Consider the following 15,869-nt stretch of genomic DNA (forward strand, 5'->3'; position numbering starts at 1 on the left):
TGCGTCAACGGGCGCCGGACACGACCGTTACCCGAGTCCGGCGGCGGGATCGGGAGATGGCGACGCCGGCGAGGCAGAGTAGACCACCGGCCAAGGTCAGCCACCCAGGTACCTCGCGCAGCGCGATCCACGACATCAGGACGACGAGTGCGGGCACGGCGTAGGTGGTGGCACCCATCCGGCCGGCGGTGGTGCGCGCCAGCGCATACGCCCACGTCGTGAACGCGATCGCGGTCGGGAATACCCCGAGGTAGACCATGTTCGCCGTCGCCGACCATGAGGCATCACCGAATTCGCCGGCGAGTTGGCCCGCGAACGGCAGGCACGCTATCGCGCCGATCACGCAACCGAACGTGGTGACCTGCAGGGCGGAGGCATGCCGGAGGGCGGGCTTCTGGCTGACGGCGCCTGCCGCGTAGGTGGCCGCAGCCAGCAGGCACAACAGCACACCCGTCACGGACGCACCGCCATCGTCGCTCATCGACACGCCGACGACCGCGGCACCCGTGAACGAGACCACCATCCCGGCGAGTAGCCGCGGCGGAAAGCCCTCCTTGAGCAGCCAGCCGCCCAGAAGCGCGATGAGGATGGGGCCGATATTCACCACCAGCGCCGCCGTGCCGGCGTCGACCGATTGCTCGCCGGCGTTCAACGCGACCATGTAGATCCCGAACCAGAGCACTCCACAGGCTGCGATCCCCGGCCACGCGGCGCGCGGCGGCCAACCGTGGCCGCGGACCAGGAGGATCACGCCGAGGGCGACCGATCCTGCCGACAACCGGCCCAGCGCGAGCGCTCCGGGCGAGTACTCCGAGCCTGCGCTGCGGATCGACACGAACGCGGAGGCCCACAGCAGTACCGTGACACCGGCTGCCAGCAGGCTCCGATGATCGTACTCCGTGCGCGACGTCACCCGCGCAACGTAGCTCACCGCGACGCTGGACACGAGCGGCTTTCGGACGACGAATTCTCGATGAGATCGTCGCAGCGCGTTCGATAGGGGTCGACGACGGCGGAGCGATCGCGCCTGAGGCGTCAGCGACGTGAGCCGGGCGGCCCGCACCGTCCCGGCGTGGACCTGCGGACCGTGGGTACCAGAAGATCATGACCGCCTCCGAACCACCGGTGGACGTGCTGGTGGTCGGCGCCGGACCCACTGGCTTGGCGCTGGCCGCACAGGCGCGTGCCCATGGTGCGACCGTCCGGATCATCGATCGCAACGCCGACCGGGCGCACGAGTCCCGGGCGCTGGCGATCCAGCCCCGCACACTGGAGGTGCTGACCGGCTCGGGCGTGGCGGGCACGCTGGTTCAGCGTGGCCACCGGTCCGTGCGCCTGCACATGCACGCGGGCGGCCACGATGTGCAGCTGCCCCTGTTCGACCTGGGTATGGACGACACCGAGTATCCGTTCCCGCTCTTCTTGTCACAGGCGATCACGGAGCAGGTGCTCGTGGACCATCTGGCTGAGCACGACGTGGCGGTGGAACGGGAGGTGAGGTTGGTTGACTACGCGGAGTCCGACGACGAGGTCACCGGCACGCTGCGGCGCGGCGATGGTGAGGTGGAGCGTGTGCGCGCACGGTACCTGGCCGGGTGCGACGGCATGGGGAGTATCGTCCGCGATCTGGCCGGCATCGAGTTCTCCGGTGACCGCTACCCGCAGCTCTTCGCCTTGGCCGACCTGGAGATCGAGGGGCTGGCCCCGGATCGGGTGCACGGTTACCTCACGAGCTACGGTCCGGTGTTGTTCTTCCCCCTCTCCGAGCCCGCGTCGTGGCGCCTGGTCACCTTGCGACCACCAGCAGGATGGCCAGGGCGGGAGGGCCAGCCCGCCGATACGCCGGTTACCCTGGGTGACCTCCAAGCCGTCGTGGACACCGCTGCGAACGACGCGCTCCGGCTGCACGACCCGGTGTGGATAACCGACTTCCGGATCTACCGCAAGAGCGCGCCCCGGTATCGGGCCGGCCGGGTCTTCCTCGCCGGTGACGCTGCCCACGTCCACTCACCCGCCGGTGGGCAAGGGATGAACATCGGCATCCAGGACGCGTGGAACCTGGGCTGGAAGCTCGGGTTGGTGGTGCGCGGTGCGGCGGATCCGGAGCTGCTCGACTCGTATGAAACCGAACGCGTACCGGTCGGGAAGTCCGTGGTGCGATTCACCGACCTCGGGTTCCGTGTGGCCACAGCTGCGAATCCGGTCGCCCGCACTATCCGCACCGTGCTCGCCCCGCGGATGTTCTCCATGCTCCGGCGCGTACCGAAGGTGCGCGCCGCAGCATTTCGCACCGTCGCCGAGCTGACCATCGACTATCGCGACAGCATCGCCGTCCAGGACGGGCAGCCGCCGCCCCGCGGGGGTCCCCGCGCCGGTGACCGGCTTCCGGGCGGGACAGTGGTGGCCGACGGCGAAGAGCGTTCGCTGTACGAGCTCGCCGGTGTGCCCGGATTCCATCTCCTGCTGTGCGGGCGCCCGGACGCCTGGCCGAGCGCCGAACTGGAGGACATACGGCAGCGCTACGCGGACCTCGTGAGCGTGCATCACCTGACCGGCGGTGCAGCCCTGCCGCGACTCGGGCGTGGTCCGCGCGGAAGCGTGCACTACCTCGTCCGGCCGGACTCGCATGTCAGCTACCGTGCGGCCGGCACCGACCTGTCCGGTCTCCATGCCTACCTGGAGCGCTGGCTGCCGCGCTCCTCGTCACCGATGACCGGTCTGGGCGCGCCTAGGGGAAGGTGACCAGGTCCGAGATCGCCACGGGGAGGCCGGTGGCGAAGGAGCGGTTGGCGGCGGCGCCGGTGAGCATCGCGTAGGCGCCGTCGGTGTGCCTGGCCGCGCGGGCCAGCGGATCCGGCTCGGGGCGCGGGCTGAACACGTCCGCCAGCAGTCGCCGGTCACCGCCGCCGTGTCCGCCGCCACCCTCCTCGGAGATCTCTACCGGCTGCGGCGGCTGCCAATGCGGTCGCAGCGTCATCCGGGTGCGGTCGATCGGCTCGTTGCCGGGCTGGTCGGCACCGGCGGCGTTGGGGTCGATGACGTCACCGGAGACGTAGGACCGCTCGACGACGTCAAGCTCGAGCCGTCCCTTGGTGCCGTTGAATCCGACCCGGTAGCCCTCCCACGGGGAGTACGCCGTCAGATGATACGACAACGTCGCACCGGTGTCGTATCGTGCCAGCACCGCCATATCGTCCTCGATGCTGATCCCGTCGGTGAAGACGTTGCGGTCGCGCAGATAGCCGTCCTCGTGCTCGGCGTCCAGGTAGAGCCCTTTCAACTCCGCGGAGCCGGCTAGATCGATCGCCCATGGGTCGGTGGCCAGATCCGCGCTGCCGTGACTGCGGTAGCTGCGCACGGTCTCACCGCGAGCCTGGGCGTTGTCCCAGCCGTAGAAGTGCAGCCCTCCGAAGCCGAACACCGTCTGCGGTACCGCGCCCAGCCACCAGTTCACCAGGTCGAAGTGGTGACTGGACTTGTGGATCATCAGCCCGCCGGAGTTTCGCTTGTCCCGGTGCCAGCGCCGGAAGTAGTCCGCGCCGTGCCGGGTGTCCAACAGCCACTCGAAGTGCACCGACACCACGTCGCCGATGGCGCCGGAGGCGATGATCTCGCGGACCTTGCTGTTGCGTGGCGCGTACCGGTAGTTGAACGTCACCGTCAATTCGCGGCCGGTCTCGGCTTGGGCATCCAGGATCCGCTGGCACTTCTGCTCGTCCGTGGTGAGCGGCTTCTCGGTGATCACGTCCCGGCCGGTCCGCATCGCCTCGACGATGTAGTGATCGTGGGTGCGGTCCACCGAGGTCACGATGACGGCGTCCGCGCGCTGCTCGTCCAGCATCCGGTGGAAATCGGCCGCGTCATAGGTCGGCACCGGGCCGGCGTGGAACTCGTCGGCGAACCACTTGTTCTGGAAGTCCATCCTGGTCTGGTTCACGTCGCACAGGCCGACCAGCTCGCCGTCGTCCCGGTGATCCGCCAGCAGCGCCCGGGTGTACATCCGGGACCGCGACCCCAGACCCACCACAACGTACCGCGTTTTCGCCATGTCAGAGACTCCTTGCTCCGTCGTTCCTGCCGTGCGCTGCCTTCGCTGTCTGAGTGTTCACAGTGTGCTCAACGTGTCGCCGACTCCGAAGTCGCGCAATGAGCCGTACCACGCGGCCACCGTGTCGACGAGTTCATCGTCCTCCTGCAGATCCGGGCCGAACACCTCGGTGACGCCGAACACGCCGCGGACGATCTCGTTCGCCGGCACGGGTCGCTGGATCAGCGACGTCAGCCGCTGTGCCAGCGGATCGGAGACGTCGAGTGGGCGACCACCGTCGTCGCGCCCCAGGATGAACCGCATCCACGCGGCGACGAGCAACGCACCGACGCGCGGCATGGCACCGTCCGCACGGCGCTCCCGGACCGCGGACAGGATGCGCTGGGGCAGCTTCTGGCTGCCGTCCATCGCGACCTGCGTCGTGCGGTGACCCAGCGCCGGGTTGGCGAACCGATCCAACACGTCGTCCCGGTATGCGGCCAGATCGAGGCCGTCCGGCGCGGTCAGCGTGGGCATGGTGTCGCCGTCGCAGAGCATGCGGGCCGCGTTCTCGATCCGCGGGTCCGCCAGGGCGGCCGAGATGGTCTGGTAGCCGGCGAGCGCGCCGAGATACGCGATCAGCGAGTGGGTCGCGTTGAGCAGCCGGAGTTTCACCCTCTCGTACCCGGCGACGTCACGCGTCAGGGTGGCTCCCACCTTCTCCCAGGCGGGGCGCGGCCCGAGGAACTCGTCGGCGATCACCCATTGGATGAAGGGCTCGGCGACGACGGCCGCCTCGTCCCGCACGCCGAGCAGCCGCTGTACCTCGTCCCGGTCGTCGTCCGAGGTGGCTGGGACGATCCGGTCGACCATGGTGGAGGGGAACGTGACCTGCCGCTCGATGAACTCGCGGGTGGTCGCGGCGTCCGGTCCGGTCAGCCGGTCGGCGAAGTCATGGACGAGGCCGCGCAGCACGGAGCCGTTGTGGCTGAGATTGTCACAGGAGACGATGGCGATCGGACCGGCTCCGCGGCCCGTCCGCCGCTGCAGGCCGCGGACGAGCTGGCCGACGACGGTCACCGGTGGCCGGCCGGACAGATCGGCCAGGACGTCGGGATCCATGCGGAGGCGGGCGCCGTCGGCACGGTACCCCTTCTCGGTGACCGTCAGGGTGACCGCGTGGACGTGTGGATCGGCGATCGCGTCGAGGATGGGCTCCGGGTCGGCCGCGGCGCAGGCGGATCCCCGGATCACGCCGACGACGTGCGCCGACGGGGCACCGTGGGTGGGGCGTTCCAGCACACTGTAGAGGCTGTCCTGGGCTGCCAGCTGTGCGCTGACCGTGGCGGAGCGCTGACTGCTGGCGAGGATCCCCCACTCTCGCTCGCCGGCCTCGGCCAGCTTGTGCGTGTACCAGGCCTGGTGTGCGCGGAAGAAGGCGCCGGCACCGAGGTGTACCAGACCGGTGCGCAGGCCGCGCGGATCGTAGTCGGGTCGAGCGGATTCAGGAAGGTCGCTGAGGTTGGCGAGGCCCAGACGATCGGTCACGTCATGCCCTTTCGGAGTGTGCGCGTGGTCGGTGCGGTGCGAGCCGTGCGGCTCAACCGGGTCTCCGGGCGGTGATCCGCGGTCCGGGTCGGCGCGTGACCGTCACAGCCGGTACACCTCCTTGGCGCGGCCGTAGGCCAGCGCGTAAGCCACCTCGTGTGCCTCGTCCTCGGCCATCCGGTGCTCGACCACCAACTGAGCGAGATATCCGCAGTCGATCCGGCGTGCGACATCGTGCCGCACCGGGATCGAGGCGAAGGCACGGGTGTCGTCGTTGAAGCCGGCCGTGTTGTAGAAGCCGGCGGTCTCGGTGACCAGCTCGCGATAGCGACGGATACCGTGCGGGCTGTCGTAGAACCACCACGCCGGCCCGAGCTGCATGGCCGGGTAGTAACCGGCCAGCGGAGCAAGCTCCCGGGAGTATGCGGCCTCGTCCAGGGTGAACGCGACGAACGTGAAATCCGGCTCGTTGCCGTACCTGTTGAGCAGCGGCTTCAGGTTGTTGACGTAGTCGGTGGGGCCGGGGATGTCGGCACCCTTGTCGAGGCCGTAACGGGCCAGCAGGTGCGGGTCATGGTTGCGGACCGACCCCGGATGCAGCTGCATCACCAGGCCGTCCTCCAGGCTCATCTGAGCCATCTGCATCAACATGTGCCCGCGGAACTGTTCGGCGTCACCGGCGTCGTGCTGGCCCTCGGTGACCCGGCGGAACAGCTTCTCGGCGTCGGTATCGGACAGTTCCACGGTGTATGCGCTGGGATGGCCGTGATCTGTCGCGGTCGCGCCCATGCGGCGGAAATGCTCGCGGCGCTGCCGCAGTGCGGCGAGGTAGCCGGGATACGACATCGTGTCCTCGCCGGTGACCTCGGCCAGCAGCCGCAGCGACGGCTGGAAGGTGGGCTGGTCCGGATCCAGCACCTTGTCCGGGCGGTAGGTCGGTATCACCGTCCCGGTCCATGCGTCGTCCCGGATGCGTTGATGGGCTTCGAGTGGGTCGGTGGCGTCATCGGTGGTGGCGAGTACCTCGATGTTGAACCGCTCGAACAACGCACGTGGCCGGTACTCTGGCTGCGTCAACCGTTCGAGTAGCTGGTCATAGACCTGGTCGGCGGTGTCGGCGGAGAGCCGGGTGGTGATGCCGAAGACCTCGGCGAGCTCCATCTCCAGCCAGATCTTGCTCGGTGTGGCGCGGAAGAGGTGCCAGTTCTCGCAGAGTCGCTTCCAGACCCGTCGGGAATCGGTCTCTCGTTGCGTGCCATCGACCTCGACCAGGCCCAACTCTTCGTGCGGGATACGGGCCGAGTGCAGCATCCGGTGCACATAGTGATCCGGGATGATGAACAGCCAGGCCGGGTCGGGGAAGGGCTCGTCGTCGGCGAGCAGGGACGGATCCACGTGGCCGTGTGGACATAGCAACGGGAGCCCTTTGACCTGGCTGTATAGGTCCCGTGCCACCGCCCGGACGGACGGCTCCGGCGGCAACAGACGGTCGTCGTGCATGTCCACTTCAGCCATTACCCACTCCTTGGCCGGCTTCTGACGCGTGCTCGCGTCGGCTGGTCTACTGGCGACAGCATACCGGAAACCGGTTTCAGAGCAGAAGGGCCAAGGTGCATGAGTTGGTGGCCCGGCGGACTCACCTGAAATCGCAGGTCCGAGCGGGCGGCGGTACGGGAGCGGGCGCGGTCAGCGCGGTGCGGGACCGGTGCTTCCCCGCACCTCGAGGCGGGGCCGCACGCGCACGTTCTTCTCCGGTGCCTCGCCGTTCATCAGCGCCCATAGGCGCTGCCATGCCTGGGGGCCGAGCTGATCCATCGGCACCGACGCCGTGGTGAGCGGCGGCGTGGTGTATCGGACGAATGGGATGTCATCGAATCCGACGATCGACATCTGTGATGGAACGTTGATGCCCAGCTCATGCAGGCGGCTCAGGGTGCCGAAGGCCACCAAGTCGTTGTACGCGACGACGGCGGTCACGTTGAGATCGGTCAGCTGGTCGGCGACGGCATGGCCGTCGGCGAACGTGGCGCCGCACGCCACCTCCACCAGCTCGAACGTGTCCTGGGCGGCCTTGTGGAGCGCCCGCACCCGGGCCCGGTTCGAGGCGCTGGTGTCCGGTCCGGCCAGATACGCGAGCCGTCGATGTCCGAGGCTGAGCAGGTGGGTGACCAGATCCCGGATACCGGCGGCGAAGTCGATGGTCAGCGACGGCGTGGAGGTTTCGGGAAGCTCTCGGTTGATCAGGACGAACGGCTCCAGCTGCGGGGTGAGTTCGAGCAGCTGCTCGTCCGGCATGCGCGGGGCGCAGAGGACGAGTCCGTCGCAGCGCCGGCGCGCCTCGGTGGCCAATACCGGCTCCTCGTGCAGGTTCTCGTTCGAGTCCGCGACCAGCAGCCGATAGTTCTCCTTCGCCGCCGCGTCGGTCAGGCCGTGCAGAACACCCTGGAACATCGGGTTGCCGAGGTCCGGGACGAGCATCGCGATGATGCCGGTACGGCCTAGGGCGAGGCTGCGGGCGACCGGACTCGGGGCGTAACCGAGTTCCTCGGCGGCGAGACGTACCCGTTGCGCCAGCTCCGGTGCGACCCGTGGATTCCCGTTCATCACCCGGGACACCGTGGCGCGTGAGACGCCGGCGGTCTTCGCGACGAGCCCGATCGTCGCCCGCTCGGCAGGCGCAGAGGCGCGAGTTCGTTCAGAACTCTGAGAGCGGTTACTCATCTTCTGCCGCGTCCTCACCTATGACCATTGGGATGTGATGCTCCGAGTAGACCACATCGTTGTCCGCATGCTGGCATTGTGACCGTCGTTCGAGGGTCGCCAACAGTACCCAAGGCGCATCCGGCGCGCCAGTTCAGGCCACGTCACCGCATGGGTTGGCCGTGTGGCCCCGGCGGCGATCAGCTCAGGCCGGTGCGTTGGGACGGATCCGTACAGGTGGAAGCCGCGGCCACCCCGGAGCACCGGGACGGGGCACGGCGAGGCGCGTTCGGCCCGTTATGCGTCGTCGTCGTCGGCGTCGTCGTCGTCGGTCGGCTCGCTCCCGCTGGTCGGCTCACTCCCGCTGGTCGGCTCGCTCCCGCTGGTCGGCTCGCTCCCGCTGGGCGGCTCGGGCTCGGTGAAGGTGACGTGCGCATAGCGGCCTTCCGCCTCCTTGACCAGGGCGTCGACCGTCGTCCGAGGTGCGTCGGCGAAGCGGAACTGGACCTCCGTCATCTCGCCCGGCACCAGGTCCACGCCGTTGAGCTCTACCTGAACCGAGTCCGGACCGAGCGCGGCGTATCCGTTCGCCGGAATGGTCAGCGGTCCGCCCTCCGGCTCCGCGCTGACGTCGCCGACCGTCACCTCCAGCAGCTCATCGGCCGAGCCCTCGTTCGCGAACGCGGTCAGCACCGTGGCTTGGTCCCCGGACGCGACCACGACGACATTGCGCAGGCCGATGGTGTCGGCGTCGGCGGTCACCCCGTCGTAGCGCGGATACCACCCCTGGGTCTGCTCATGCATCTCGCAGCCGGCCAGCGTCAGTACGAGTGCCGGAGCGCTGGCCAGGACGAGGTGCCGTGGCCGTAGCGAGCGACGTATGCGGGCGGCAGACTTCACCGGTACTCCTTGACGTGACGCAGTATGTGCATGGATGAGCCGGAGTCAAGGGTATCGACCCGTGTCGTGCGGTCGGCGACGAGGTGTGGCGGGCTGGAATCCGCGGTTCGCCGGCCGGTGCCGACGTATACCTGTGACCACGGCGGATGGGCCGTTCACGGCGGTCGGGAGGGAGCGTGCGGTATATTTCCGTTGTGTTTCTGATCACCCGCAAGCACGTCAGATCACGATTGTCAAGCCTGAGTTTCCCCTCTGACCAGCACAAACGCTCTAGAGGTCTGGAAGAGTCGTGCTATCCTTGTGTTGGGAAAGGGGACAGGAACATATGACTTTCAAGGTCGGCGAGACGGTTGTCTACCCGCACCACGGGGCTGCGCTCATCGAAGCGATCGAGTCTCGGGTCATCAAAGGAGAAGAACGCCAGTACCTCGTCTTACGGGTCACTCAAGGTGATCTGACCGTCAAGGTCCCGGCGGACAATGTTGATCTCGTCGGTGTGCGTGACGTGGTCAACCAGGACGGGCTCGATCGAGTGTTCTCGGTCCTGCGTGCTCCACATACCGAGGAACCCACCAACTGGTCTCGCCGGTACAAGGCGAACCTCGAGAAACTGGCTTCCGGTGACGTGATCAAGGTGGCCGAGGTAGTCCGTGACCTCTGGCGCCGCGAGCGCGATCGGGGCCTGTCGGCCGGTGAGAAGAGGATGCTGGCGAAGGCACGTCAGATCCTCGTTTCGGAGCTAGCGCTCGCGGAGCACACCAACGAGGACAAGGCCGAGTCTCTTCTCGATGAGGTCCTCGCCGGCTGATTGTGGTCGGCCTGATCATCCCGGCGGCCGGGGCGGGTGAACGTCTCGGAGCCGGTATCCCGAAGGCGTTGTGCGCGCTGGGCGCCGAGGCACTGCTGGTCCACGCCGTCCGGGCGGGGGCCGGCAGTGGTGTGGTGACGACGGTGGTGATCGCCGCGCCTCCGGGCGAGGCGGATGCCGTCCACAAGCTGGTGGCGCCGGATATTCCGCCGGGCGTCGAGTTGCACGTCGTCGAAGGCGGCTCGAGCCGTCGGCAGTCTGTCCGTCGTGCCCTGGACGCCACCCCGCCGCAGGTTGACGTGGTGCTCATCCACGACGCGGCGCGATGCCTGGCCCCCGCTGCTCTGTTCGTCGCGGTCGCCGACGCCATCGACGCCGGCCGCGACGCCGTGGTGCCCGGCCTCCCGGTGGTCGACACGCTGAAACAGGTCGATGAGACGGGAGCGGTGGTGGCGACGCCGGATCGGTCGTTGCTGCAAGCCGTGCAGACGCCTCAAGGCTTCCGTCGGCACGTGCTGGAACGCGCGCACCGCGCAGCCGAGGAGCGCGGAGACACCACCGCGACGGATGACGCCGGTCTGGTGGAGTGGCTCGGACAGCCGGTGCATGTGATCCCGGGTCATGATCATGCCATGAAGATCACCAGACCGATCGACCTCGTGCTCGCCGAAGCGTTGATCGCCGGGGAGAACTCCTCGGAGGAGGTCCGTACCACATCGGCCGAACCACAGATCTCATCCACGGCCTCGACGACGGACGCCCGGCGGAGCGAGGCGTGACTTCGCGCGTCGGAGTCGGCGTCGATGTCCACCCGCTCGAAGCGGGACGTCCATGCTGGGTCGCCGGTCTGCACTGGCCGGACGAACCGGCCGGATGTGCCGGGCACTCGGATGGCGACGTGGCGGCGCATGCCGCATGCGATGCGCTGCTCTCCGCCGCCGGGCTCGGGGACCTGGGCGCCGTCTTCGGCACCGACCGGCCTGAATGGGCCGGAGCCTCCGGTGTCGACCTGCTCCGTGAGGTGGTGCGTCTTATCGCGCAGGCTTCCGGCGCGGTCGGCAACGTGTCGGTGCAGGTGGTCGGGGTGCGCCCCAAGATCGGGACGCGGCGAGCCGAGGCGGAGGCGACGTTGAGCGCGGCCGTCGGCGCCCCGGTCGCGGTCAGCGGCACCACGAGCGACGGACTGGGCCTGACCGGCCGCGGCGAAGGTCTGGCGGCGGTGGCGGTGGCGCTAGTGACGCTGTGACGATCGCGTCGACGGCCAGTCGAGGATCGGCCACGGCAGCCTGACGCGCAGCACGGCATTGGCGACCGACAGCGCCAGGGCGCCGAGCAACCAGCCGCCGGGGATGTCGCTGAGCCAGTGGTAATCGAGCAGCGCCATGAGCGCCCCGGCGAGGAAGACGATGACGCAGGCGGCGACGGTCGCCTGGCGGAACCGGCGGCGGTCCGGCCGCCAGCCGTGAGCGCCGAACAGGATGGTGGCGATCAGGAACCACGTCAACGTCGCGTTGGCGGTGTGCCCGGACGGAAACGCCTGGCCGTCGCCGTGCAGGATGTCCATCCCGGTGTGCGGTGCGGTCCGTGCCAGGCTGAACTTGATCCAGTATCCGATGAAGAACACCGTGGCCAGACCCGAGCCGACGGCGATCAGCACGCGGATCTTCCGCTGTTTCCACGCCACCCATACCCCGACGGCCACCACGATCGGCAGTGTGTACAAGCGCTGCCCACCCAGACTCGCGACGCCGTCGAGCAGTTCGCGCGCCACGCCCTCCGGCTGCCGCGCGTCGACGTACTCGTGAAACGGCCAGTCCCAGTCGATGACGAAGCCTCGCTCGACGACCTGCCAGGTCATGAACGCCAGCAGCGCCGCGGAGAGGACACCGGTGAGTGCCGGTGCCAGCCACCAGGGCCGGGCACGGGGCCCGCGGTGCGAGTCGTCCGAGCCCTGCGCGTCGGCGCCGGTGTCGTTCACCGCCGCCGAGCCCGACCTACGGGACGGGTCACGCAGCTCGGGGGAAGGCGGACCGGCGTTGGACACGTGCGCTTCTCCACAGGTGCTCGGCTCACATTCGGGCTCGCCGCCACGGGGAGGCTGCCCTTAAGAGTCAGAGTAGCTAGTCTTGTCCGGTGAGTTTTCGCCTGTACGACACCGCCGCACGAGAAGTCCGCGACTTTGTCCCGGTCAACCCGGGCCAGGTGGGTATCTATCACTGTGGTCTGACCGTACAGGGTCCACCGCACATCGGACACATCCGTAAGGAAGTCGTGTTCGACGTTCTGCGCCGGTGGTTCGAGTACAACGGGCTCGAGGTCACCATCGTCGCCAACATCACCGACATCGATGACAAGATCCTCGACAAATCCGCGGCGGCAGGACGGCCGTGGTGGGCCTGGGCGTACGAGAACGAGCGAGCGCTGGACGCGGCCTATGAGGTGCTGGGGTGCGATCCGGCCACGTATCAGCCTCGTGCGACCGGACATATCACCGAGATGATCGAGCTGATGCAGACGCTGATCAAGAACGGGCACGCCTATCCGGCGGACGACGACTCGGGCGACGTCTACTTCGACGTCCGTTCCTGGCCGTCGTACGGACAGCTCTCCGGCCAGAAGATCGACGACATGGCGGCCGCGAGCGACTCGGACACCCGGGCCAAGCGGGATCCGCGGGACTTCGCCCTCTGGAAGGGACACAAGGAGGGCGAGCCGGAGACGGCGTCCTGGCCCACGCCGTTCGGTCGGGGACGTCCGGGTTGGCACCTGGAGTGCTCCGCGATGGCCGCCAAGTACCTGGGTGAGGAGTTCGACATCCACGGCGGCGGGATCGACCTGCAGTTCCCGCACCACGAGAACGAGCTGGCCCAGTCACGAGCCGCAGGCCAGCCGTTCGCCCGGTACTGGATGCACAACGCGTGGGTGACCATGTCCGGCGAGAAGATGAGCAAGTCGCTCGGCAACTCGCTCCTGGTCTCCGACGTCATCCGTCGCGTCCGGCCGATCGAGCTGCGCTACTACCTGCTGGCCGCGCACTATCGCAGCGCGATCGAGTACTCCGAGGAGTCCTTGGTCGCCGACGGGGCCGCGTACCGGCGGCTGGAGGGCTTCGTCACCCGCGCCACCGAGGTGCTGCCGGACGTGCGAGTGGCGGACGCGGTGCCGGCCGAGTTCGCCGCGGCGATGGACGACGACCTCTCCGTCCCGCAGGCACTGGCGGTGCTGTTCGACACCGTCCGTGAGGGCAACAACCTGCTGTCCGCCGGCCGGCATGAGCGACTGCGAGAGAACCTGGCGAGCGTACGCGCCATGCTGGGTGTCCTGGGACTGGACCCGCTGGCCGAACCGTGGGTCGGGCTCGACTCGGTGGGCAGCGCCGGAGACCGGCTCCGCGGCGTCGTGGACGGTCTGGTCCGAACGCTGCTCGACCAGCGTCAGCAGGCGCGCGAGCGGAAGGATTTCGCTGCCGCGGACGCCATCCGTGACCGGCTCAACTCGCTGGGCATCCTGGTCGAGGACAGCCCGACCGGCACCCGGTGGGAGCTCGCCGGCGCTGACACAGCCGCCGAACGCAACGTAGCCCGAGGAGACGTGGACTGATGGCCGGCAACTCCCGACGGCGGGGCGCGATGCGCAAGCCGGGCACGAAGAAGGGCATGCAGGTGGGCTCGGGCGGGCAACGCCGCCGCGGTCTCGAAGGCAAGGGGCCGACGCCGCGAGCGGAGGACCGCACCGGGCATCCGGCCGCGCGACGGGCGGCCGCCAAGCGGAAGGAGACGGCCGCACAGTCGGCGCGGCGCCAGCGTCCCGAGCCCGGCCGTCCCGGAGCCACGGAGACGGTGGCGGGACGGAACTCCGTCGTGGAGGCACTGCGCGCGGAGGTGCCGGTGAAGGCGCTGTACGTCGCGGAGCGGATCGACTCCGATGACCGGGTCCGGGAGGTGCTGCGGACGGCGGCGGATCGTGGACTCGCGGTGTTGGAGGCGCCGCGGTCGGAGTTGGATCGGGTCACCGGTGGCGCGGTCCATCAGGGCGTGGCGCTGACCCTGCCGCCGTATGACTACGCGCACCCCGACGACATCCTGACCGCTGCCGAAGAGGCCGGAGAGGTGCCGCTGGTGGTGGCGCTCGACGGCGTCACGGATCCGCGCAACCTCGGGGCGGTGGTGCGATCGGCGGCGGCGTTCGGTGCGCATGGGGTGGTGATTCCGGAGCGCCGGAGCGCGGGGATGACGGCAGGCGCATGGAAGACGTCTGCCGGCGCCGCGGCGCGCGTGCCGGTAGCGCGCGCGACCAATCTGGCCCGCCAGCTGCGGGCCTATCAGGAGGCGGGCCTCTTCGTCATCGGTCTGGATGGAAGCGGCGAGGTGGAGGTCGGCGAGGCGGCCGCGCTCGGCGAGCCGTTGTGCCTGGTGGTCGGTTCCGAGGGCGCGGGAATGTCGCGGATCGTTCACCAGGCGTGCGATCTGGTCGTGCGGATACCGATCGCGCGGAGCGTCGAGTCGCTGAACGCCGGCGTGGCGGCGGGTGTGGCCATGTACGAGATCGCACGCGCGAGGCGGTAGGCTGTCGCTGCCCGGTGCGTCGTGTGATGCGGGTCACCACCTGCGCATGGCATGCCGGGCACCGACGACAGCCACGGGAGACGATCTCTTCCGTGTGAGCCGTGGAGGTGCTTCTCGCGTGCCTGCAGACCGCATGCTGCCCACCCCAGAGGCCGGTGAACTGCTGGCCCTGGTCCGTGACATCGCCGACGCCGAGCTGGCGCCCCGCGCCGGCGCCGCCGAAGCGGCCGCCGAGTATCCCAGGGACGCCGTGCGCCTGCTGGGGAGGTCCGGGCTGCTCGGGCTCCCGTACGACGAGGACATGGGCGGCGGAGGTCAGCCCTACGAGGTCTACCTTCAGGTGCTGGAGGAGATCGCCGCACGCTGGGCAACCGTCGCCTTGAGCATCAGCGTGCACACTCTCGCGTGTTGGCCGCTGGACGCGTACGGCACAGCCGAGCAGCGCAAACAGTGGCTGCCGGACATGGTGGGCGGCGAACTCCTCGGCGCCTACTGCCTGTCGGAACCGCATGCGGGCTCGGACGCCGCGGCGTTGACCACGCGGGCGACACGTGACTCGGCGGGTTACGTTCTAGACGGCACGAAGGCATGGATCACCCATGGCGGACACGCGGACTTCTACACCGTGTTCGCACGGACGTCCGACGACGGTCCGCGCGGGATCAGCTGCTTTCTCGTTCCCGGCGACGCCGACGGTCTCTCTTTCGGCGCCCACGAGAAGAAGATGGGGATGACCGCATCGCCCACCACGCTGGTCCACCTGGACGGTGTACGGCTGCCGGCCGAGAACCGGATCGGGCCGGAGAACGCCGGCTTCAGCATCGCCCTGGAGGCGCTCGATTCCGGCCGGCTTGGCGTGGCGGCCGTCGCCACGGGGCTCGGGCAGGCGGCGCTCGATGCGGCCGTCGGGTACGCGAAGGAGCGTACCCAGTTCGGCAAGCCGATCGTCTCCCATCAGGGCCTGGGCTTCCTGCTCGCGGACATGGCCGCGGCGGTGGAGGCGGGACGCGCGCTGTACCTGGCCGCTGCCCGGCGGCGCGACGCCGGGCTGACGTACCGACGTGAGGCGAGCGTCGCCAAACTGATCGCCACGGACAACGCGATGAAGGTCACCACCGACGCGGTACAGGTACTCGGCGGCGCCGGCTACACCCGAGACTTCCCGGTCGAGCGCTACTTCCGGGAGGCGAAGGTGATGCAGATCTTCGAAGGCTCCAACCAGATCCAGCGTGTGGTGATCGCGCGAGACCTGGAACGCCACCCGAGCTGACCCCCGTGTCCGGGGTGGGCGGCGCCCATCCCGGACGGATTCCGGCCGGCC

The 15,869-nt window shown here is 68.9% G+C and carries 14 protein-coding genes; 7 read left to right on the forward strand and 7 right to left on the reverse strand.

Going from position 1 to position 15,869, the window contains the following annotated elements; translation table 11 throughout:
* Positions 1–4: 4 nt before the first annotated feature.
* Positions 5–880: a DMT family transporter gene (locus G1H10_RS01770; RefSeq protein ID WP_163732113.1), complete on the reverse strand. Its 876-nt coding sequence runs from the start codon at positions 878–880 to the stop codon at positions 5–7.
* Between the two features lie 224 nt (positions 881–1,104).
* On the opposite strand from G1H10_RS01770, the gene G1H10_RS01775 reads away from it, so the two are divergent.
* Complete coding sequence (locus G1H10_RS01775) at positions 1,105–2,742, forward strand: FAD-dependent monooxygenase (protein WP_163731733.1); 1,638 nt, start codon at positions 1,105–1,107, stop codon at positions 2,740–2,742.
* On the opposite strand, the gene G1H10_RS01780 is transcribed toward G1H10_RS01775, so the two are convergent.
* The 5 genes from G1H10_RS01780 to G1H10_RS32195 form a co-directional block, all read right to left on the reverse strand.
* A complete protein-coding gene (locus tag G1H10_RS01780) occupies positions 2,729–4,048 on the reverse strand; it encodes a Gfo/Idh/MocA family protein (RefSeq protein ID WP_163731736.1) in 1,320 nt (439 codons plus the stop codon). The two genes, G1H10_RS01775 and G1H10_RS01780, sit on opposite strands and share 14 nt — an antisense overlap.
* Positions 4,049–4,105: 57 nt before the next feature.
* Entirely contained in the window at positions 4,106–5,575 is a 1,470-nt protein-coding gene (locus G1H10_RS01785; protein ID WP_216852789.1) for a mannitol dehydrogenase family protein, read from the reverse strand.
* 102 nt (positions 5,576–5,677) lie between these two features.
* Complete coding sequence (uxaC, locus tag G1H10_RS01790; protein WP_163731739.1) at positions 5,678–7,090, reverse strand: glucuronate isomerase; 1,413 nt, start codon at positions 7,088–7,090, stop codon at positions 5,678–5,680.
* Between the two features lie 171 nt (positions 7,091–7,261).
* On the reverse strand, positions 7,262–8,296 hold the full coding sequence (locus tag G1H10_RS01795) for a LacI family DNA-binding transcriptional regulator (RefSeq protein WP_163731741.1): 1,035 nt from the start codon (positions 8,294–8,296) through the stop codon (positions 7,262–7,264).
* Between the two features lie 276 nt (positions 8,297–8,572).
* Positions 8,573–9,175, reverse strand: coding sequence for a hypothetical protein (locus G1H10_RS32195; RefSeq protein WP_216852790.1), 603 nt, complete (start codon positions 9,173–9,175; stop codon positions 8,573–8,575).
* Positions 9,176–9,500: 325 nt separating this feature from the next.
* Here G1H10_RS32195 and G1H10_RS01805 point away from each other — a divergent pair, with 325 nt between their 5' ends.
* The 3 genes from G1H10_RS01805 to ispF are packed head-to-tail and all read left to right on the forward strand — an operon-like array spanning position 9,501 to position 11,229.
* Positions 9,501–9,983 (forward strand): CarD family transcriptional regulator, encoded by a 483-nt coding sequence (locus G1H10_RS01805; RefSeq protein WP_163731744.1) that lies wholly within the window; start codon positions 9,501–9,503, stop codon positions 9,981–9,983.
* A 2-nt stretch (positions 9,984–9,985) separates the two neighbouring features.
* A complete protein-coding gene (gene ispD, locus G1H10_RS32200; RefSeq protein WP_216852791.1) occupies positions 9,986–10,762 on the forward strand; it encodes a 2-C-methyl-D-erythritol 4-phosphate cytidylyltransferase in 777 nt (258 codons plus the stop codon).
* A complete protein-coding gene (ispF, locus tag G1H10_RS32205; protein ID WP_163731746.1) occupies positions 10,759–11,229 on the forward strand; it encodes a 2-C-methyl-D-erythritol 2,4-cyclodiphosphate synthase in 471 nt (156 codons plus the stop codon). The genes ispD and ispF overlap by 4 nt, the downstream gene beginning before the upstream one ends.
* On the opposite strand, the gene G1H10_RS01820 is transcribed toward ispF, so the two are convergent.
* Positions 11,215–12,027 carry a phosphatase PAP2 family protein gene (locus G1H10_RS01820; protein WP_163731749.1) on the reverse strand — a complete coding sequence of 271 codons (813 nt, stop codon included), beginning with the start codon at positions 12,025–12,027 and terminating at the stop codon, positions 11,215–11,217. The two genes, ispF and G1H10_RS01820, sit on opposite strands and share 15 nt — an antisense overlap.
* Positions 12,028–12,116: 89 nt before the next feature.
* Here G1H10_RS01820 and cysS point away from each other — a divergent pair, with 89 nt between their 5' ends.
* The 3 genes from cysS (at position 12,117) to G1H10_RS01835 (ending at position 15,818) form a co-directional block, all read left to right on the forward strand.
* Positions 12,117–13,583 (forward strand): cysteine--tRNA ligase, encoded by a 1,467-nt coding sequence (cysS, locus tag G1H10_RS01825; protein ID WP_163731752.1) that lies wholly within the window; start codon positions 12,117–12,119, stop codon positions 13,581–13,583.
* Positions 13,583–14,548 (forward strand): 23S rRNA (guanosine(2251)-2'-O)-methyltransferase RlmB, encoded by a 966-nt coding sequence (gene rlmB, locus G1H10_RS01830; RefSeq protein ID WP_163731755.1) that lies wholly within the window; start codon positions 13,583–13,585, stop codon positions 14,546–14,548. Before cysS ends, rlmB begins: the two co-directional genes overlap by 1 nt.
* Positions 14,549–14,666: 118 nt before the next feature.
* Positions 14,667–15,818 carry an acyl-CoA dehydrogenase family protein gene (locus tag G1H10_RS01835; protein WP_163731758.1) on the forward strand — a complete coding sequence of 384 codons (1,152 nt, stop codon included), beginning with the start codon at positions 14,667–14,669 and terminating at the stop codon, positions 15,816–15,818.
* Positions 15,819–15,869 lie beyond the last annotated feature (51 nt).

Source organism: Phytoactinopolyspora halotolerans, assembly GCF_010550675.1.
Taxonomy (GTDB): domain Bacteria; phylum Actinomycetota; class Actinomycetes; order Jiangellales; family Jiangellaceae; genus Phytoactinopolyspora; species Phytoactinopolyspora halotolerans.